15 protein-coding genes and 1 other RNA gene are annotated in these 21,570 nt (G+C 41.6%); 2 read left to right on the plus strand and 14 right to left on the minus strand.

Annotated features, from left to right (window positions below; genetic code table 11):
* Nucleotides 1–297: 297 nt before the first annotated feature.
* From D1814_RS02430 to D1814_RS02475, 10 genes are all read right to left on the minus strand, one after another.
* Nucleotides 298–984 carry a 2OG-Fe(II) oxygenase gene (locus tag D1814_RS02430; RefSeq protein ID WP_162889812.1) on the minus strand — a complete coding sequence of 229 codons (687 nt, stop codon included), beginning with the start codon at nt 982–984 and terminating at the stop codon, nt 298–300.
* 358 nt (nt 985–1,342) lie between these two features.
* A complete protein-coding gene (locus tag D1814_RS02435) occupies nt 1,343–3,301 on the minus strand; it encodes a tetratricopeptide repeat-containing sulfotransferase family protein (RefSeq protein WP_118489936.1) in 1,959 nt (652 codons plus the stop codon).
* 203 nt (nt 3,302–3,504) lie between these two features.
* A complete protein-coding gene (locus tag D1814_RS02440) occupies nt 3,505–5,319 on the minus strand; it encodes a tetratricopeptide repeat protein (protein WP_232368961.1) in 1,815 nt (604 codons plus the stop codon).
* Nucleotide 5,320: 1 nt separating this feature from the next.
* Nucleotides 5,321–6,304 carry an aspartyl/asparaginyl beta-hydroxylase domain-containing protein gene (locus tag D1814_RS02445; RefSeq protein ID WP_118489937.1) on the minus strand — a complete coding sequence of 328 codons (984 nt, stop codon included), beginning with the start codon at nt 6,302–6,304 and terminating at the stop codon, nt 5,321–5,323.
* A 58-nt stretch (nt 6,305–6,362) separates the two neighbouring features.
* Nucleotides 6,363–6,626, minus strand: a complete 264-nt coding sequence (locus D1814_RS02450) for a hypothetical protein (RefSeq protein WP_118489938.1) — start codon at nt 6,624–6,626, stop codon at nt 6,363–6,365.
* A 15-nt stretch (nt 6,627–6,641) separates the two neighbouring features.
* Nucleotides 6,642–7,760 carry a prolyl hydroxylase family protein gene (locus tag D1814_RS02455; RefSeq protein ID WP_118489939.1) on the minus strand — a complete coding sequence of 373 codons (1,119 nt, stop codon included), beginning with the start codon at nt 7,758–7,760 and terminating at the stop codon, nt 6,642–6,644.
* A gap of 59 nt (nt 7,761–7,819) precedes the next feature.
* Nucleotides 7,820–10,678, minus strand: coding sequence for a TonB-dependent receptor (locus D1814_RS02460; protein ID WP_118489940.1), 2,859 nt, complete (start codon nt 10,676–10,678; stop codon nt 7,820–7,822).
* Between the two features lie 344 nt (nt 10,679–11,022).
* The gene (locus D1814_RS02465; protein WP_118489941.1) at nt 11,023–12,495 is read right to left on the minus strand and encodes a sulfotransferase family protein; all 1,473 of its coding nucleotides are present in this window, start codon (nt 12,493–12,495) and stop codon (nt 11,023–11,025) included.
* A gap of 45 nt (nt 12,496–12,540) precedes the next feature.
* On the minus strand, nt 12,541–15,489 hold the full coding sequence (locus D1814_RS02470) for a TonB-dependent receptor (protein ID WP_118489942.1): 2,949 nt from the start codon (nt 15,487–15,489) through the stop codon (nt 12,541–12,543).
* A 290-nt stretch (nt 15,490–15,779) separates the two neighbouring features.
* Nucleotides 15,780–16,868 carry a tryptophan 2,3-dioxygenase family protein gene (locus tag D1814_RS02475; protein ID WP_118489943.1) on the minus strand — a complete coding sequence of 363 codons (1,089 nt, stop codon included), beginning with the start codon at nt 16,866–16,868 and terminating at the stop codon, nt 15,780–15,782.
* 289 nt (nt 16,869–17,157) lie between these two features.
* Here D1814_RS02475 and D1814_RS02480 point away from each other — a divergent pair, with 289 nt between their 5' ends.
* Complete coding sequence (locus tag D1814_RS02480) at nt 17,158–17,463, plus strand: late competence development ComFB family protein (protein WP_118489944.1); 306 nt, start codon at nt 17,158–17,160, stop codon at nt 17,461–17,463.
* A 15-nt stretch (nt 17,464–17,478) separates the two neighbouring features.
* Here D1814_RS02480 and ffs read toward each other — a convergent pair.
* Both ffs and D1814_RS02490 read right to left on the minus strand, forming a co-directional pair.
* Nucleotides 17,479–17,575: signal recognition particle sRNA small type (gene ffs, locus D1814_RS02485), an RNA gene on the minus strand.
* Nucleotides 17,576–17,661: 86 nt separating this feature from the next.
* Nucleotides 17,662–18,720 carry a Glu/Leu/Phe/Val dehydrogenase dimerization domain-containing protein gene (locus tag D1814_RS02490; protein WP_118489945.1) on the minus strand — a complete coding sequence of 353 codons (1,059 nt, stop codon included), beginning with the start codon at nt 18,718–18,720 and terminating at the stop codon, nt 17,662–17,664.
* Between the two features lie 319 nt (nt 18,721–19,039).
* Between D1814_RS02490 and D1814_RS02495 the strand changes: the two genes are divergently transcribed.
* On the plus strand, nt 19,040–19,507 hold the full coding sequence (locus D1814_RS02495) for an Lrp/AsnC family transcriptional regulator (RefSeq protein WP_014948689.1): 468 nt from the start codon (nt 19,040–19,042) through the stop codon (nt 19,505–19,507).
* 42 nt (nt 19,508–19,549) lie between these two features.
* Here the strand turns inward: D1814_RS02495 and maiA are convergent, their stop codons facing one another.
* Both maiA and D1814_RS02505 read right to left on the minus strand, forming a co-directional pair.
* Nucleotides 19,550–20,203, minus strand: a complete 654-nt coding sequence (gene maiA / locus D1814_RS02500; protein WP_118489946.1) for a maleylacetoacetate isomerase — start codon at nt 20,201–20,203, stop codon at nt 19,550–19,552.
* Between the two features lie 177 nt (nt 20,204–20,380).
* Nucleotides 20,381–21,391: a fumarylacetoacetate hydrolase family protein gene (locus D1814_RS02505; protein WP_118489947.1), complete on the minus strand. Its 1,011-nt coding sequence runs from the start codon at nt 21,389–21,391 to the stop codon at nt 20,381–20,383.
* Nucleotides 21,392–21,570: the final 179 nt, after the last annotated feature.

Consider the following 21,570-nt stretch of genomic DNA (forward strand, 5'->3'; position numbering starts at 1 on the left):
CTCGCCGATAAGGAAAATATTCGGGCAAGGGGCGTTTAAAACTTTCACAATTTTGTTTCAGGAATGTAGCACAGACATCAATAGTCAGTACTACGAACGTATTATACTCACATGGAATGTTACGCTTAGTCAAGTAACTCGCTGTTTACACTTCAAAGATATACTGCTATCTGCTGGTTTTACAATCAGTTTTCAGCAAAGTTACAACTGTCAGCTATTGAAACCGTTTGTATATCTCTTAACCTATAAATTAAAACTTACCGTCGTTTTGCTTTCATTCTTCCGGTTTGCTATTGGTTAAGTCGCTTTAAACCAACCTGTTAACGCATAACGTGGCTGTTGAGCGAAAGGGGTTACATAACTAACGCTATGGATGTGTTTCACATCAAAGAGGCTCAACGTGTTAAATTCCGGTGCCCAACTTTCGGTGGTTGTACCATCTTCTTTGTAAAATTGTAACAATCCCCCCCAGTCGGGGTGCCATTGGGGCGCTAAATTAATCACATATGCAAGGCGGCGTTGTTCGCGCTCCACAATATCTTGGTGACGAGTGAGAAATTGGCCTGGCGTATAACGGGTAGCTTGGACACTTGCGGTGCAAATATCGTCAAAGCCACTGAGCTCTCTAGCCCATTGAATTAAAGATTCACTATTGATCCAATCGTAAAACTGACTCATTTGCGCAATACGTTCTGTTGATGTCACCAAATGTCGTCCGTACACAAAGCCAATACCTTTAGCCGCGTTAGACATCACTTCTGCATTGATTTCTTGTTTCGATTTGTTATCGATAGCTTTCCAAGAACTTGGGGAAATTGTCTCACAACGACCACCGCGTACCAATGCCATCTCAAATGGAACGTCTTTAGTTAAACTCAATAAGAGTCTTTCAGCGTGTTCCTGTGTTAGGAAACTTTTTACTCTTACTTTTCTTTTTTCGTCAAAAGAGGCTTTTATATCAGCTAGGGGTAACTGTGAACTCATACCGTGAATCATTGATTTTCCTACTTTATTTAGATCTATTACGCATTTCTTTTGAAGCGTTTTTTCTTACAACAGCGTCGAGTTGCACAACACCATACAATAATAATGAGGCCATAGCCCTATAAAAAATATGCGCTACAAAAAGAACTTACACCATCCGATAGGTGAAGCAATTATGATTATCGACTATGTTGGCAGCCTCGCGTAATTAATTAAATTTCTCGGTAGATTACCTGAAGCCGAGTTCTATCTGCCGTTCTATCTGCCAATATTACTTTCAGAAAACACATTGTCGGCTGTGGGGGTAGACTGGCCCCCCCCTATTTTTACTTTTTTAATACTTGCGAAAGCAAGCTGATTAATACTTTAATTTTTTAATCCATTTGTCTAGATTAGATGGGACTTTAGAAAAAAGAGTGAGATAGTTCAGATATTTATCTACAGAGGATTGATAAATTGGCTTATTGACCTGAAAATAGCTAGGAGTTAAAACAAGGGATGAGTTATCACTTTTATTGCGGTTTTTAAGACCTCCAGTACGTTGCACAAAACTATACGCAGTATCAATAAAGTAGTCAGTGTCATTTATTATGTCTTCATATTTAACACTCATAGCTCTACTTCCCATTACATCCTGAACTTTTTCCCAGCAAGAAAAAACACTATTGTAAGCTTTCGAAAATTGTTCAATGGTATATAAATTGATTTCTTCAAACTGTAAACAGCTCAAAGCAACTGCCTTTGGATTCCGTAAACAGCAAAGCACTTTTGCTTTTGGAAATAAGGTTAGCATAGCTGGTAAATAGGGGATGTTAAGTGGCATCTTATCGACGATAAGCTTTGTCTCGTTGATGGTAGGTGAGTACGTAGATAGATGATCAAGATATTTGTCTGCGAGAGCTGTCAGCTCAGTTTCACTGTCTATTTTTACGTTACCAGAGTCTTTATCGACAATGCCATTTTCAACCATTCGGGTATAAAACGTGCTGACCGCATCGGTTTCTTCTAACAGCTCAATATCCATGTGTTTCTGAAGAAGACTTTCTACTAACGTTGTACCCGACCTAGGAAAGCCCACAATGAATAGAATATTCGTCTGATTGTTCGATGTCTTTTCAATCGGTGCTGGCGAAACTTCAAAATCATTAAATGACACCCCAGCGGTCAAGTCGGTAAACTTACTGGAATTAAAGCTTTTGAGATTTTGAGCTATATAGCGAATAACTTCCTCTACCTCACAGTACCGGCCTAATTTTTCCAATATGCGAACTTTTTGATAGAGATGTGGCAAACTCAATGGTTGCCCTTCTAGATAATGTTCGATTAAAAGCAAGCCTGCTTCAAAGTCACCTTTTGCAAATGCTAATAGCGAACGCTTTAACTCCCCTTTGCCTCTATTTGACTTCCCTTCTAACGATTGAATTTTATTAAGAAAAGTCTCAGCTTCAGCTAACTTCCCCACGTTCTCATTTATATTGAAAGCCAGCTCAAGCAGTCGCTCGTTATTAGTTGAAGCAAGACGTCTATTCAGAATATCAAGGTTTTCACTACTTGGGTTAAGCAACCAAGTTATATAACTGGAGTACGTTATTAACTCATTTTTATTAGATGCACTGGCGACTGAAAGAGATATTTCTAGATATTGTTTTGCAAGAACGTACCGCTTCGACTCCAGCGCTGATAAAAACAAAAAATAATGAATCGGATAGGAATCTGGATATTTTGAGCTTAGAAGACTACTATTTTCGTTTAACTCAAATCGCGAATGAATTCTATAACAGGCTTCTGTATATAATTCCGCGCTTAGCCTATCGCTTTGATAAAGGTTCCCTACTTTCGTATGCGCTATCAACAAAGCCCATTTTTCCTGCTGATAGAGACATTTCCCTAAACTTTGACTATATCTAACATTTTTTGGGTCTTTTGCTAATGCTTTCTCAAATGCTAATTGCGCTTCCTCATATTGCTCAAGCTCAGACTTTAAGTTCCCTAACGCATGTAAAGCTACGTGGTAGTTTGAGTTAATTGCTATCGCTTTTGAAAACTGTCTCTGTGCGTCATCAACAAATCCAGCTTCTTTTAACAAAAGCCCGTAGTTATATGCTACATCAGTATTTTGAGGATAATCCGATTGAAGACTTTCAAAAATTTCAAAAGACTTTTTGAACTCAGCAACTTTCCCTAAAGCGGTAGCGTATACCATCTTTGCCAATGGGTGCTGCTTATATGCAGGGGATAGTATTGATATAACTTGGGTAAAATTACCAGCGCTAAAAGCCTGCATTGCTTGGTTTAATATTTCTTGAGTAAGTTTCATGAATATTTATTTTTTAAGTATTTACGCATCTGTATTAAATATCGAAGCAATAATTTTGTTTATGGTAACACTATAAAACGTCAGTTTAAGTATACTTAGCTAATAGTGCAGAAAACTAAAGCCTTATATTTATATAACTTATATTGGAGGTATTAACATAACGCGGTAAAGCGTAGTTTTTTCCTGACTCACAATGACTTTCATTAATTTGGCACAATATCAAAAGCTACAGTCATTCTCTGGCTTTCAGTTTCAATGGGGTTGGTTCCGTGCCATAAGTACGAGGGAAAGAAAACAACGGTGCCAGCCTCAGGCTTAATCGCATAATCTTCATCCATAGCAACGCCGTTTATATCAGGGCGCCCAAAGCATAGCCATCCATTGCCCCCTTGATTAACTTCTTCAGGAACGTCGACATAGAGAACACCACTCAACCAGCCCTCAGAATGATAATGAGATTTATGAAATCCCGACCGACGAAGGCGTACAGACCAACTTCCTATAAAATTAAGATTATCACTTAACCTAGAAAGAAAGGGGTGTTTCTTCTCAGTTTTCAAACTGCCTATAAATTCCTGTGCCCTTTCTTCTAGCAGCCTTCTTAACGTTTGCAGTAATTGATGTTTGCTATCTAACAAATTTTCAAACGTCTGCGATCCGTTTCTTAAAGATTGTCCAATCGGATGCCTTTCGTCATTGTGTAAGGTAGAAAGGTGGTCCTTCAGTTCCTGCACAAAGCTAATATTTGCTGCGCTGTCTGTCAGAAGCTTAGTAGCGTGGACAAAAGACTGATAATCACACAGATTTTTGTATTTGTTACTATTGCCATTCGCTTTATACGCTGTAGAAAGCAGTGTCCAGTATCCTTGATTGAGGGGAGCAATACGACAAACCTTTTCAAATACTACAATAGCGTCTTTGTATTTTCTTAAGCTTAATAGCGCGTATCCTTTCTCGACGAGAAGTGCAACGGTGTTGCTTTGTGCCGCTTTTAATTTGCTTTCACTTAAAGTTAGTGCTGCTTCAAATTCGCCTAAGTCTCTAAGTGCACTACTTAAATGAGCGGTTGCAGCAATGCTAATGCTCTTGTCTGTGTGGCCTATTAACTTTTCAAGCCAATAACGCGCTTTTGATGGCTCGCCAATACGTAACATCAACTCACAATATACGAGTACAAGCTCCGCATTTTCGTCAGACAATTGCTCTTCGAAAAAAGCGAATGGCGAAGAAGCGTTCTTTATCCATGCAAAATGGGCGTATTCTTTGTTCAATTCGCTATTGGTGGGGAAACGCGACAGCCCTTTTTGGTACACCTCTAATGATGACTCAGTATCGCCATTGAGCCCCATAACCGCAGCTAAGTTCTGATAAATTAATGGTGTATCGACATTGGCTTGAACAGCATGTGTTAACGCTAGCTCGTAATTGCGAATTGCTTCAACGAGCTTTCCCTGCCCACGCTTCAGGTTACCCAAATTATTCAAAGCAGTAACATTGCGATTATCAATATTAAGCGCTGAAACCAAATGGGCTTCAGCAATTTCTATGTTGCCTAGTTCAACTTGAATAGCGGCTAGTAAGATAAGTAATGAAACATGATTCGAACGAGCCTCAACTAGTTGCTTTCCTAATTGCAAGGCCTCACGGTATTTCTTTTCAGCATAGAGGGATCTTGTAAAGTTATATTTATAATCGAAGGACTCAGCATTTATGCTGCTTGCCTTTCTAAAAAGCTGTGATGCCTTTACCGCATTTCCACTCTCAAGAAGAAAGTTTCCGTAACTATTCATCAGATCAGTCGATGAAGGAAACTTTTTCAACCCTTTTTCAAAAACTTTTGCCGCTTTTTTGTGTTCTGTCAGTTTGCGTAAGGACCCTCCGTATAATTGAACGACAACAGGGTCTACATTCACAAGCGCAGGCGATGCCTCTATAGCGTCAACAACGTTTGAAAAGTTGCCTTGCCTAAATGCATTAATAAGCTGGGGAATAATAATATTTGGCTGGCCTTGCATCATATTAGTAAAACCTCTTGTCCAACACTGCAAGCGCACCAAAATGTGCGGACCAATTAGCATATTCGCGCATCAGCATTTGTATGTCTTGCTTTTCTACTTCGGTTAAATGAGGGTTCCAGATATCGATAATCAATACCGCTCGCGCTGCGTCAGCTGGATTTTCTGCACTATGTACAAAACTATCGTCAAATAGTAAAGCTTCTGTTTTGGCACTCCACGTTCTTTTCTCACCGGCGACATCTAAATAAGCGTTGTCGTTAACAACAAGTGGGATATGAAGTGTCCACTTTATATTCGATATACCGTAATGTGGAGGAATATAGGCTTTTGGCTTTAATACCGATATGACGACTTCAGGTGCGTGGGTCGGACAGTGTGCTAACAAAGGCGAATTAAACAAGGATATGGGGTCATGCGGAAGACGCTTAGCGTGCTCCGTAAAGTGTCCTCCTTTCATCAAATGCATGGAAGACCAATTTTCACTCAGTTTTTTCCAATCATCTGACTTTGGCACCTCTCCTATCTCATGAACATAGTTATCATTTGCATATTTTATACAAGACAGAAAGACTTCCTTAGATGAAGAGAGCTTATTAACCAAATCTTGAAGCCCTTCTACCTCGCTAGTTTCAGAAAATGGCGACGAAGGCAAATCAGGTATAAAAAGGAAACTTGGTTTTTGTGCTTCGTGTTGATAAACCTTTCTTTCAACGCCACACAACATATTCACCGCCTGCTTTATTCTGGACGTGCTCCCTATGTGATGGCAAGCATTGTACAGTGCCCTACGAGACAAGTTAGCCGCATTATGAATATGGGTGGCCCTGAACTTTGTAAGAGGCTCTTCATCTTTTGGAGATAAAAACTCGGGGTATTGCTTGAATAAAGACGCGTAGGCCGAAAGTGCTGAATCATACTCAGCTTTCTCAACAATTGTCGTAATACTTTCAATTAATTGAGTGATGTGATTATTATTGCTATTCATATAAAAATGGGGGGCTTTTAGCTCCCCATACTAAACTATCGAAACAAATTTTTACAGTTTAGCCGCCACCTGTCTCACTCGTTCTTTGCAGTCGCAACCAACCTTCCTTGCCAGTTTCTCTCATTTGCTCTCGTTCTTCTACCGAGTAACAAACGCGTTGCATTCTGTTAGACCCTGTTTTCTTTTCCATCTTGCAAATCATACCGTCATCTTCATCGTTGACTTTGGCATATGCTGTAGAAGGGTTCTCGTCAGTAGAGCTACAAGCGCAAATAGATATTGCTATAAAAGCCAAAGTTATTGGCTGAAAAAAATTTTTCATCCGTACCGTCCCTTTCTAATTTCCGTAAATAAAACTACCATAATTTGTTGTATGTTTCCTAATCCATTTCGTTACTAACCATTTATCTTTGGTTATTAACTTTTCGCCAGCATGATAGCTATTGAGTAGTGTTTTACCATCTTCATCAACATTAGAAAACACCAACATACTCCCTAACTCTGGCTGCACTCTTTTACCAAGTTTAGGAAAATGAGTGCAACCTTCTTTTGTAAGGCTATTAAGATATATAAGTGCCGTCTTTACCCGTTGACCGCCGTCTTGAAATATTTCAGCATCTTCCCCCACACTGAGTGCATCATAGTGAGGCTTATACTCCTGGCCAGGTTGATATCTTAATAAGCTAAGCGCCTCTCCTTGGGTAACTTTTGTCGATGTCAACTGTGCGATGGTATGATCAATCTTACGTGTAATCCAGTCTGCCACTTCGGGAAAGATTGTCGCTATATAACTTGTTCTAACGCTATCAACACGTCCTCTACCGGTTAATGGGTCAATGACCATTGAAGGCTCGAGCATGGGCGAAAAACGAGTAATCATATAATTGCACTCGAATGCTGTGAGTACATTTTCGTAAAGGAGCACGGACGCTTTTTCGTCTATAACATTGCTCTCTGTGCTAAAGCTATCAAACCTTGAAATGATAAATTCGGTAATTGTATTTTGGTCCAGCTCGGTAGTTCTGTTATCAACAAAGTCATCTATCTTGAGTTGATTATAAATATTGGGACTTCGCTTTTGAAGAATGGATGCTATCCAACTAAACTCAGGCGTGTTTACTGGAACATATGCCATCAGAGTAAGTGAAGCTTCAATCACCCCATCTTTTGATAATGCTACCAAGCGCTCGACAACGTAAGATGATGAGCGATAAACAGCGCCAAAATATCCTATTAACAACTGATGATATTGTGCTATTGGTTTTTTTCCAACTGGAATAGCTGATAAATAATCCACAACTTCATTAGGATCTTTTGAAGAGCTTTTATACGAAAAATCTAGCGCTGAATTTAAATCACCGAGAGCCCCAGCTTCTTTTAAGCAATTTAAAGCCAATTCAAATTCTGAATTCGCATAGGCTTCATTCGCTCTCTGTATAAAATATTCGATTGTCATGTTCGATCTCCGCGTATAAAAAAAGCCTCAGAAGAGGCTTTTTTCGGTTTACACGTATGTTAGAACGTTAAGTTAACGCGCGAGTAGAAAAACTGACCAGGAATTTCATACATTGACGGGTCAAAACTGTTAGCAAACGTTGAATAAGATACTTCTGGATCTGTATCAAACAAGTTATTAACACCTAACGTAATACGAAGGTTGTCGTTTACCGCGTAAGCTAACGACACATCGTGATAAGCCATCGCTTCTAGCTCGTTAAAGCTATTGCCACCTATCTCCTCGCTAGGATCAGAACAAAGTTCTTGCTCCAGCTGATTAGACTGAGCATTGGTACCAAGATTACACTGCTCAGTGGTGTTACCGATGTAACGCATTAACCAGTTAGCTGTCCAGTCATCATACATCCAGGTAAGAGCCAAGTTTGTACGAAGGCGCGGAACGACGTCGCGGTCGCCTGCTTTACCTGCGTCATTAAATACCGTTGTTGCGCCCGTAGCGGGATCTACAACGATAGATGAACGTTCGTCAATATAAGTTCCATCCCAATTTACGCGGAAATCACCGTAATCAGTTTCAAAGTTATAAGCAACATTGTAATCGAAACCAGAAGTTGTCACGCCACCAGTATTGATGTTCACGTTGACCAAATCAACTACGTTACCACCAGCTCCTCGCGTTATTAGAGAACAAAGAACAGTACCTGTCTCAGCGCACGTATTTAGTATAGTTTGACCACCATACGTAGATACAGCGTTGTCAATTTCAATATCAAACACATCAAACGTAATTGATAAACCTTCGACCTGTGCTGGTGAATAAACAAAACCGTAAGTGAAGCTTTCTGCTTCTTCTGCCTCTAAATCTTCATTACCACCTATTGTGATGCGAATTTGTGAGTTAGGTTGGCTATAAGACGCTGGAACACCTGCACAACCTGGCGCACCGTCACCACCTGCATTACAAGGATCTGATAGTGCAGGGAAAGCATCTGCAGCACCACGGAATAACTCAGTTAGTGAAGGAGCACGGAACGCTTCAGACCAAGTACCACGTACAAGTAAATCTTCATTAATACGCCACTTCAAACCAATCTTCGAGTTTGTAGTGTCACCAAAGTTACTGTAATCAGAATAACGAGTAGCAAGCTCTAGGTCTAATTGCTCTACTCCAGGCATATCTGAAAGTAGTGGAACAGCAAGCTCTAAATAAGCTTCTTCTACGTTGAAAGCACCATTTGTCGGCTGACGAGCATTACCAGAAGTGATTCCCGCAGCGATAATTGCATCTGGCTGGTCATAGCCTGACTGCCAACGCTTCTCATAACCAGCAGCGAATGCTAAATAACCCGCTGGAAGCTCTAGTAATTCGCCAGAGATATTTGCTGAGTAACTTTCTAGCGAGGAATTTAACTCATCCTGCGCAGTAAAAGTGATGTAATCAAGCATCTCTTGGGTAATAGAGCCTTCACCAATATCTGTAGCACCACCGAACAAATTAAGAGGAACACACCCATCTGTACAGTTCGCTGGGTCTCCAAGCGCCAGTCTTACGCGATCCATATTAAGTAGACCATCAGTAGACGTATTTTGAGTTATATCAGCATATGTATAGTTCACATCCCAGAAAAACTCAGTCTCAGCTATTTCGAATACACCTTCGAAGCCGCCGTTAAATTGGAATTGATCAACATTTTGTCTAAAGCTACGGAAGCCCGCTTCCATCATACGACGACCAAAAAGATATAACTCTTGAGAATTTGGATCGTACAAAGAAGGATCTAATCCTTCACCGTTTTCATTGTAACCTTCAGACGCTGGGTCAGTGTATATTGAAGGATTCGTTGTAATTAACGCGTTAAATGGGTTGAATGGATGGTTTGCAGCTAATTCAGCAGCCTCATCAAAAGCCGTACCTAAAAACAAAGGTGTAGGAGCAAGTGCTTGCTCAGACTTACGGTTACCATAAAAACCTGTAACGTTAACAGATACATTATCAGTCAGTTCATACCGTGCCTGAGTATAAATGTTAGTACGTTCTTGAGGCGTAGATAGATAGTTAAAAGGTGCGAAATTGAATCTGCTTGTAGGCTCTACCCAAGGCTCTAAACCACCGTTACCGTCACCCTGTAAATTGTTCAGGCCACCTGACGCTGGGAATGTTAAGAAACGACCTTGTGGAGGAGCGGATGAACCGCCAAAACCCTCTGGAGTTCCAAATACGGGAACAGCTGAGATTTCACGATCGCCCGCTAGTGTTGGCTCTTCTTCAACGTAAGAGATGTTGAAGTATACATTACCTTTATCATTAGCAGTACCGAAGCCGATATCCCATTGCTCTTTATTACCGTCGCCTTCATCCCACTGACCAACGTATCCAGATGCTTGAACACCTTCAAAATCCTGACGTGTAATAACGTTTACTACACCAGCGATTGCATCAGAACCGTATACTGCGGAAGCACCGTCTTTAAGCACTTCGATACGCTCAATAATTGCAGCTGGGATGTTGTTAAGGTCAACTGAACCACCAAGGCCTGGCGCCCAGCGCTTACCGTTAACAAGAACCAGTGTACGGTTTGAACCAACACCACGAATGTTGATTGTCGTTGTACCATCACCACCGTTGTTATTGTTGGTATTTATCGCCGAACCTGCAGAAGGAATCGCTTGAAGAACGTCACCAATTGACGTAACACCGAATTTCTCAATATCAACACGTGACATGACTGTAACTGGGTTCGCACCTTCAATGTCGGTACGACGGATACGAGAACCTGTTACCTCGATTTTTTCTACTGCGTCCGCTGCTTCTTCGGTTTCCTGTGCGTTAACTGCACCAGTGAAGCCGATAGATGATGCAGCACCGAATGCGCACGCTAACTTCACTGACTTAGCCAGCTTAGAGTTTATAAACATGTATTGTCTCCCTGGACCACTAAAGCTCTTAGTGTGTGTTTCTTAAATCGTTTATATAACGAATTATTATTAGTAAGGTCAAAGCCTCACTTTGATAATAACCACATCCTAAGCGAACGGTCAACTGGGATCAGACAGGTGTTCCCCAAAAGTTCAATTTTTTTTTCGTCTTTTTATCTCCTTTTGTAAATATTAACTTACATTTAACATATGAGTTACATCGAGCTCTATTTTTTGATTATTTAGCAACCAAGTTGGCAAAATTTCAGGTTTTATACTTAAGTTTATAAGACTACTAGTTAATAACCCTTTCGAAAAAAAACGATGAACATCGAAACGATTTTTTAAAATCTGCAAGTTTCGTACAAAGTCTTGAAATCTGAAGGAACATGGTTTGACATAGCACTACTCATTTTTATCGGTCGGCGAGCTTGGTACATACTCGCTGTTTTAATAATAGACAAAGAACGGTTTCCTTTGTTATTAGCCTTTTGCAAAAGTTTAATTTCACTGCTATTTGCACAAACGAATTCAATAAGCTGCGAACTTACTGTTTCTGGGTATTTCTGTAGCTCTTCTGTCTCAATTGAAAATGTATTAAAGCGGTACTGTCTACAAAACGCTTCGCTTAACTCTGTCTCATTTTCTACGACACGTTTAATTGTCGAAATATCCCACGACCAATTTAAACCATTGCTGAAGTGCGTCCTAAAAATGGACCATGCATTCTGAATCATCTCTCTTTTTGTAACGATTAATTTTGCATCTGGAAAAACACGGGCAATCACGTGTGCATAACGAAGATTACTTAGGCTTTTATCAATAATAATAGCCTTTTCACCGAGGTACTCTTCGCATATACGTTGATATTCTTCTGCAATTTCGTAACACTTTTCTGCATCCAGTGTTTCTAAAGAACGTAAACTATCAAGCGTGTTTTTCGTTTTAAAAACATTATCCACAGCGCAGGAAAAGGCGTTCAATTCACCCACGGACAGTGCATCAACATTGCTCACTAATATTTGTTCAACCAAGGTAGTGCCAGAACGGGGGAGACCTAATATGAAAATTGGTTGTGGAAATAGCTTGGAATGCTGGCCCGCTATATTATTTTTTACTGAAGATAAGTATTGAGAATTATCTTTAGCCCATTGGGATAATGGCCCATAGTCAAACTGTGCGTTAGTAGTTGACAATGCGCGCATTGTTTCTGCGCTTTTTTGAATGTATGAAAAGCTCTGTTTTTCTTTGTTTAATTTAGTAGAAAGAATACTTAACCCATTGTAGAAACAAGCTTTTGAAACGCTGTTTGGCACTTTACTAAATTTATCTACTAGCTGAGTAAGTTGAGCTTCTAAATGCTGAGCTTCATCTGACTCAAGCAATGTGGATAGTAAATGCGCCGACTCACCTGATTCCGGTGCTCTTTTTAAAATTTCGTTAAGTAAAGCTTTGGCGGTTTCAAACTCTCCTAATTGATATGCAAGAACTGCGTTTAAGTGAAGTAGAGTAATTGAATTGTATCCGGCTTCCCCTATCGCTTGAATAAATTTGTAAGCTTGCTTAGTGTTTCCGCAGTCAGATAACATTCCCAACGCCTGTGCAAGCACAGTGTCTTGTAAACCATTTTTTAGCGTTTGCTCGATGCAGCGTTTTGCAAGCAAGTAACACCCAAACGACATTGCAATTTGCGCTACACCTAACCAGCGTTCGTTTAGCGGGGCCTTTAGTGAAAGTAATTTATTTGTTACTTCAACGACAGATGCTCGATCCGTCGATTTAGCTGCCGATACTAATTGTTTTAAAAGTTGATTCATTGTTTAGTTTAAGCCCAGCATTACGCTGGGCTTTTTCACTTTTGCTTAGAAGTTCACTTCAACGCTGAAGCGCACATAACGAGGTGTCTGGAAGGATGTGGGTAGTCCATAGCTTGGGTTATATTCTCCAAGGAATATTCCCTCATCGCTTTGCCCTGCATAACGCTCGTTTATTTCGTTTAACTGAGTAGCATCATCATTATTGAACAAGTTAAAAATGTCAGCACGAAGCGCTACGTCCGCTTGCTCTAGCTCAATTAAGTATTTCGCACTTAAATCTAAAGTCCACGTACTAGGAGTTCGACCTTCAGAGCCGCGAGATACTAATTCACCATCTTTTACAAATGATTCTGCATCGTAATAACTTGCGAACAGATCAGTTGGGTGATAACCAAATGAATTCAGAGGTCTGCCCGATGTCCAACGGAAGTTTGCACCAAGTGTAAAATTCTCAAATACTTGGTACGCGCCTGTTACTTTAACAGCGTGACGACGATCATTTGGTAAATTACCATATGCGCCATCAAGAAGACCTGGTTGGTCGAAGTTTGTGGTTAAACCAGAATCTGTTTGGTCATTGTCAGAACGCACCGCACCTTCAGTGTTACCCCAACTGTGGCTCCATGTGTAGGTAAAGCTCATCATCCAAAGATCGTCCCACGCTCGGTCAACAGTTAAATCAACTGCGGCGTACTGACGCTCAGCTTCTGGGTAACCCAACATGTCAGCTGGAATAGTGTAAGTACCGAATGGAACATCACCATCCCCGTCAGGATCCGTTGTTATAGTTACGTCATTGCCAGGATTAGTAAGGACATAATAGTGGAAACCAGAACACAGTGTGCACGATGAACCAAACTCTTGTTGAATGTAGTCATCGAAGCCGGCATCAATAGCGATATCTTCTAGTGAGCTTATAAGATCGCGGTAAGTACCTTTAATGCCAAAACTCCAAGAGTCGTTAATGACTTGCTCATAACCAAGGATATATTCGTCTTGATACATAGGATCAAGATCTGCATTTACCGTTTCTGTCGTTCCTTTCAGTGTGCCATCACTGTAAACCGTTAAGCTGCCTGTCGCTTCACCTAGTACTGGCGTAAAGTCATCATTGATCGACTCTACATCAAAAAACTGGCGCGTATAAAGCTCATCACCTGCTAGACGGATATTGGTGTTCGTTGCTACCGGTAGATAATAGCGGCCATAGTTTGCAAATACCTTACTTTCACCATCACCTTTTATGTCCCAACTTAGGCCTAAGCGAGGTGCCCATTGGTCACTTACATCAACAAACTTCTCCCCGGCTTTATTAAAGTTTTCAAAGGTTTCATTACGAAGGCCGATTCTTGCCGTAATGTTGTCCGTTACTGTCCACGTGTCTTCAATATAGTAAGCAAAACTCTTAGTTTCAAAGTCGCCCTGATTCACGTAGAACTCTTGACGCACCTGGCAGTCTTCATTACCTGGCTGATCTAGATTAGCGCCACAGTTTTCATAGCGATATGCCACACCACCTGCGCGAGAAGTATTCTCATATGCTTCAAGGTCTTCATTATCGATACCGACCTTAAGAACATGATCGGCATTCACGTACCACTCAACGTCAAAACGAATAGCTGTACGCTTATCTTCTTGAACAGACGGAGTTGTAAGACCGTAAGCACCATACTCAATGTTGGTAAACCTGTCGTAAATAACTGGGGCATCACCTAGTGGGTTAGCGCCATCGTTAAGGTTGCTGTAACTAGTTTTGTTAACCGAGTACTGCGCACTTACAGTTAGATCATCGGTGATAATCCCTGTATATTGAGCACCCCAAGTTGTACCACCTCGTTCCAGTGTATACTCGCCCAGAGATGAGCCAACGTTATTGCTGTCTGGGCTATATAAGAATTTTTCTGACTCAAGCTCTTCAGTATTATCCCATGCGGTAATTTCAAGAATATGCTCTGGTGTAATATACCAATCAAGCTTAGCGCTTAATAATGTGTCATTACCTTCACGGTCATAGGTGGTGGCTGTCTCTGCGTAATCACGCTGACGTACTTTCTGGTTTACTAAACCAAAGAAGAATAACTTATCTTCAATAAGCGCACCTGACGCCCACAGGTTGACATTTGTTTCGCCAGTTTCATCTTCTTTGTTTACAACGTAATAGGCTGTACCAGCTTCATCTGCATCTTCTTGGGTTCTGTAGAATACGTCAGGTTGGTGAGCACGAAGAGCCGCTGGCTCATAGTATGCGCTTGCGCCCCACTTAAACTCGTTGCTACCACTTTTAGTGCGTGCGTTAATTACACCACCCGTTGAACGACCGAATTCAGCGGAGTACCCACCGGTTTTCACCTCAAACGACTCGTACATCTCGAAGGGAAGTTCTGAACCGCCCAAACCGTTACGGAAATTTGTCACGTTAATACCGTTTACATAGTAAACGTTTTCGCCAACAGAAGAGCCGCCAAACGACGCATAGTTACCAAAGTCGGAGTCACCAGAAACAGTACCTGGGGCAAGTAAAGCTACAGAAGAGATATCGCGGGGGACGGGAACTTTAGCAATAAACTCTTGGTCAACATATAACTGAGATTCACTTGATGTAACGTCGATATTTGAAATTGAAGTGCCGCGAACAGATATTCTTTCAACGTCGCCAGCTTCAAGCGCTACATCTAGGTTCGTCTTACCAGAAGGTCTAACGCTAAACTGTTTCTCTTGTGCAATGGAAAAACCGTCTCTTTTGGCGGTCAAACTATAGTTGCCAGGAGGAAGAAGAGGGAATGTATATCTACCGTCACTGTCAGTAACGAGTGTTCTGGTTAAACCCGTTTCCAAGTTAACGATAGTAACTTCGACCCCAGCAAGTGCTTGGTCCGTACTTGCTGATACAGAAGTACCAGTAATTGTACCTTTAGATTCTTGCGCAACAACTGGCGCAGAGATACCTATAGACGCAGCAACAGCCACGGCTGTAAGCGTTTTGTTGAATTTCATTGTTTTTCCCTGGTTTTATTTCTTATTAGAGCTTTTCCGCTTTAAGTTTTATTTAAAACACTTTAAAAACGTAATAAACCCATGTTTTTGTTAGGATTTTATAAATTAATCCTTTTGTATAATTGACATAACAAAGAGGTGAAAATCAAGGGGAGTTCGATGAAATTATTTCAGCTGCACCAATGGTGTGCAGCTAACTTATTGATTTAACTATTTACGTACAAGATTTAACCCACAAAAAATGCGACGAAAAACCATAAGAAAAAGCGCATAAGCGGTTGTATTTAGTACTATTTCAAATAAAACCCCAAGTATTTACGCACCGTTTCGGGCAATTCAGGCAACGAACTTTTGGGTAATAGAAATGTTGCCATGTTGAAGAAGTCTAAAAAAATGCGGTTAGATTCCGTGGTTTTCTTTAGATAGTGGTGACCAGAAGAGCCGCCCGTCCCTATTTTAGTACCCAGCATACGCTGAACCATCATGGCGTGACGATAGCGCCATATCGTTAATTGCTCATCTACTTCAGTAAGTGCTGTGATAAGTTGAAAAGGAAGATTGAATATTGGCTCTTCCGAATATTGCTTTATAAATAAAGCTGAGAGCATAGCCTTATGGCTTAAACGAAACTTATCCTCGCCTCTCAGTTTTTCAAATTTAGCTTCATCAAATAAAGCATCGAAATTGTCCATAGTAGCTTTCAGGTCTTTAAGCTCTTGGCGCTTTTCTGTCTCCGACAACATATCACTAGTAGAAATAGTGCTATGGTCATCTTTCAACATTTCGTCAGCAGCATTTTTATAGTATTGCCAAAAGTCGAACCCTTCAGTTTTTAAAAGGGGCATGCGAGAAAGCCAATCGTCCACCAGTTCAAACAAACTTGGTTTGCTTTCTAAGCTTTCGAGCAGTGCCCGGTCCTTGTCAGTAAGCCGGTTATAAAAGCTTTGCTTGTCAAAATCGATCCTAAAGTCACGTTTTAAGCCGAGAGAAATCTCTAAACGTTTGAACTGGATACTCTGAAAGCCGGACGCGGGCACAAGATAATCTCGAAACGACAGAAATTGCTGCGGTGTCATGGTTTCCATAATGGCAATTTGGTCATTCATGAGTTTTTGAATTTGTATGATTCGCTGCAGTCTATGTACAACTAGCGTTAACTGCTGGTCTTTCACCGTTTCTTGGTTAAACGTATCGATAACGGCATTGAGTTCGTGAAGGACCTGTTTAAACCAGAGTTCGTAAACCTGATGTACGATAATGAACAACATCTCTTCGTGGGCCGCATCGCCGTATTTCTCACTTTGCAATTCTTGCGCGCCTAGCACCTTATCTAAATGCAAGTAATCGCCGTAGTAGCAGGGCTCTATATTTTTCTTCATTTTAGTATTGCCTTATTACTGATATGTACCGTGTAATACTAACACCGTCACCTCGACATCCCCAGAATACAAGCTATACATAATAAGGTTACATAGTTAAGGGTAATGTCGTATCGCTGTGGGGCGTAAACGAATGTATCCATTTCAAGTTTAAGGGCTTTATCTGAACTAGAGGTTTTACTTAAGCTAAGGGCTCTTTTAAGCTCAAGACTACTTATGTAACGTATTGCTTGCATACTATTCAAAACGCTAAAGCACAATGCTTACAAAAACTATAAGGGGAACGAAGGTGAAACTAGACGACGATATTCACAATTATTACGAGCACTTGGTCTTAGAAAGAATTAGTAAACTTGGTCTTGATACGACCAAAAGCCCCGATTATTTGGCAGATTTGTGCTGCCTTGCGCTAAATCAGGTGCCGCCGCGTTATATTCGATATGAAGTTGATATGGCATTTTACCTGCCGCAAAGTGAACGCAACCAAATGGAAATGAATGTTGAGCACGCGATTAGCAAAGCACTGAAATACCTAGACGAAACAGATAAAAGCAAGAAAGAAAATACCGAAGAAGATATAGAAGAAGTAGAATAAGAGATTTGGGTGGCGGGCCTCCAGCCACATCCCGGCACATGAGTCGTCTGCTGCGGCTGCTCCCTTCCAGGCCTGACCGGGTTCACAAAGTATCATTGCGGGAGGACCAAAAGCCCACCATAGAAAATCGCATTCAAAGCAAAGTCATTCGCCCCTGCCTGAGTGCGGGGCGCATTATGACTATTTGGCCAAGAGTTTTCAACCCTTTATAGAAAATCTCTCTTCAGCAATCACATTTGCGACACGATTAGTCGCCGCTCCCTCTTGCTCAGCACGGGTATAAATTTCTTTTAGCGTTTCGCCTATTTGTTCAATATGCGTACGTAACGCTTCGTTAGAACTCGATTCCATACGCTGATGGAAGATATCAATAACTCCACCTGCATTAATCACATAATCTGGCGCGTACAATATGCCGCGCTGTTGAAGCAGCTCACCGATATCTTCACGGGCAAGCTGGTTATTAGCGGCACCTGCAATCACTGTCGCTTTAATTGCCGGCAGCGTTTGGTCGTTTATTGCTGCCCCTAATGCACAAGGTGCAAGTACGTCTACATCTAAACTCAAAATCTCTTCAGGCGCTACCGCAGTTGCGCCGAGCTCGCTCACCGCTTTCTCTACGCCTTCAGGATAAATATCAGCAACGTAAAGTTTAGCGCCATGTTCATGTAAATGCTTAGCAAGACGATAGCCAACGTGCCCCATTCCTTGAATGGCCACACTGACTCCATCCAAGCTACGCTTCAAGCCATACTCTACGGTAGCCTTTAAGCCAACAAAAACACCATATGCCGTCGACGGTGCAGGGTTTCCATCGGGTACTTCACCCGCATAGTGGTACTGAGCTTGAACACCCGCTATGTAATCAGACTGAGTTGCCATGGTTTGTAAATCAGTCACTGAGATGCCCGAGTCTTCAGCGGTAAAGTATTTCCCACCCAGTGACTCTACAAATTTACCCATCGCTTTCATCATTTCCGGCGATTTTGCTTTGCGGGGGTCGCCGATTATTACCGACTTACCGCCGCCAAGTTCTAGGTTGGCCATGGCGGCTTTATATGTCATCCCTTTAGATAGTCTCAATACGTCGGTCAACGCCTCACCACTATTAACATAGGGCCACATGCGACAGCCGCCAAGTGCTGGGCCGAGGTTAGTGTTGTGTACAGCAATAATGGCACTCAGGCCCGCCTTCTCGTCGTGATAAAACGCAACGTGTTCGTGATTATCGAACTCTGGGTGATCAAAAACTGACATATTTTCCCTATTAATACTGTGATGAGTTAAAGCCTATCCAAGTCTAAGCTGTCACGAATTCTAAACGGCGCTCATTTGGATTGATGTGAGAGTCTGGTAACGATTTGCGATACACTTATTGGCCTAGCGGCGGTACTGCAAAGATCATCAACATTTTGAAAAGTGTATCTGATAGTTCTGAGGACATGCCTTGCAAAGTTTGTTAATGAATTTTACAAACTGAAACGCAATAGAATTGAATACTATTTTTCTAGGATAGCTATCCTAGAATTTTTTTTGATATATAATAAACATCATAAAGACGACGGAAACAGTGTTAATGAAATTGGATAAGTTTGACCGTGAAATTTTGCGCGTGCTTCAGCAAGACGCCACGGTATCAATGGCAGATTTAAGTCAACGTGTTGGGTTGTCGCACACACCATGTTGGCGTCGTGTAAAGAGAATGGAAGCTGACGGCATCATCCTAGGTAAGGTCACTTTGCTAAACAGCAAAAAGTTGAACTTAGGCGTATCGGTTTTTATTTATGTCACGCTAAAAAACCACGACGGTGACTCGCTGACCGACTTTGAAAATGCGGTTCAAAATATAGATGAAATAGTAGAGTGCCACACCACTAGCGGCGAAAAAGACTATTTGCTGAAAGTGATAGTAGAAAGCATTGAAGAATACGAATTCCTACTTAAAACGAAATTGACGCATCTTCCTCTCGTGGATCACTTAAGTTCGACCTTCGCATTGAAGCAAGTGAAAAACACCACCGAGCTTCCCATTAAACGTCAATAGCGAAAAACTAGGGGGTCAGAGTCGTGACTCTGACCCCATCATTCAAGACGCGTCTACTTGATTCTCAGGACTTGCCTGTTTGAATTCACTCAATTCGTTACAGTTGTTCGCTATTTTACTAATAAGCGGATAGCGAGTCATATCCACGTTAAAGCGCTGTGCATTGTACACTTGTGGTACTAAGCATATATCGGCAAGGGTAACGTCAAAGTCGAAACAATATTTACCAGCTTGGGTTTGTAGGCGTTGTTCAATTCCATCAAACCCCAATGTAATCCAATGCGCAGCCCACTTAGCTACATCATCTTGAGATGCCTCGAAATTACCTTTAAGCGCATTTAACACACGAAGGTTACCTATGGGCTGAATATCACAGGCGATGTCTTGCGCTAACGCTCTTACTCTAGCACGCTCTGTTCTGTGCTCTGGCACTAGCTTGTACTCACTTTCATACCGCTCATCAAGATACTCAATAATGGCTAAAGATTGATTGAGAATAATGTCTTCGTCTTCATTAACAAGTGTGGGGACGAGGTTCGCAGGATTTAAGCGCGAATATTCACTGCTGTGTTGCTCCCCGCCGTTATTGACGAGGTGCACCGGCACATACTCATACTCAACACCTTTTAAGTTAAGTGCAATGCGCGTTCGATACGTAGCGGTTGAACGCCAATAACCGTAAAGCTTGATGCTCATGGTAATACTCCATCGGTCAAACATATAGCCAAAGAAAACGCTGGTTGTCGTTACGCATTAGCGCTTTCTCTACTATCAATAATAGTGTGAGAAACAACGATCAGCCCGATTAATAAAGGCCAGCTCTGTGAACAAAAAGTTCGTTGCCGCACCCACCACTAAATCGCTACTAAATCTCTAGTTCAGTGGTTTCACCTGCTGTTCGATAGCACCGAATACTGAATTACCCTCTGTATCTAGCATCTCAATTCGAATACGGTCACCAAACTGCATGAAAGGCGTAGAAGGTTTGCCATCGCGTATTGTTTCAATCATGCGAACTTCTGCAATGCATGAGTAACCTACTCCACCTTCAGAAATAGCTGACCCATGATCTGTACCTTGCTTATTTGACACCGTACCAGAGCCAATAATCGTCCCTGCGCCTAAATTTCTGCTCTTTGCAGCATGTGCAACTAGCTGACCAAAATCAAAGGTCATATCTTGTCCCGCTTCGGGCTTGCCGAACAATTCTCCGTTATAAGTTGAACGTAACGGCAGATGAACTTTACTATCTTCCCAAGCATCCCCTAACTCGTCTGGTGTTACTGCAACGGGCGAGAAGCTAGAAGCAGGTTTAGATTGAAAGAAACCAAACCCCTTTGCTAGTTCGCCAGGGATTAAGCCTCGAAGGGAAACATCATTAACCAGCATTATAAGGCGGATGCGCTCTGAAGCTTGCTCTGGTGAACATGCCATCGGCACGTCATCGGTAACAACGGCGACTTCTCCCTCAAAATCAATGCCCCAGTCATCACTTGGCAAGATTATGTCATCAAGAGGCCCAATAAAGTCATCTGAACCACCTTGATACATTAGCGGGTCAGTCCAAAAGCTTTCGGGCATTTCTGCATTACGAGCTTTTCTTACTAATTCAACGTGATTTACATACGCACTTCCGTCTGCCCATTGATAGGCTCGTGGTAAAGGAGACTCGCAGCGAGATGCATCGAACGGAACGCTATTGCAGGTGTTGTCATTAAGTGCTTGGTACTTCATCTGAAGTTGGGGCGCTATCTCTTTCCAGTTATCTAATGCTTGCTGCATTGTTTTCGCAATATCCTTTGCACTGCAAGCGCGAGAAAGATCTTTCGACACTACCATCAGGCAGCCATCGCGGGTTTCATCTTTGTAGGTAGCTAGTTTCATTATTCGTTCCTCGACATATCTCTTTTGCTTAGCACATGTGCATCGTCACTCCACTCGCAAAGTTTGAAATGAAAGTGGTACTGGCACACCAGCAGATAATAAGAATTGTGTGAATATAGTTATGCCACTAGTTGGTATACGTTGAGAAGTGTTCGGGTTACGAAGTTTTGTTTGGCTGT

Source organism: Alteromonas sp. BL110 (assembly GCF_003443615.1).
In the GTDB taxonomy this organism is placed as follows: domain Bacteria; phylum Pseudomonadota; class Gammaproteobacteria; order Enterobacterales; family Alteromonadaceae; genus Alteromonas.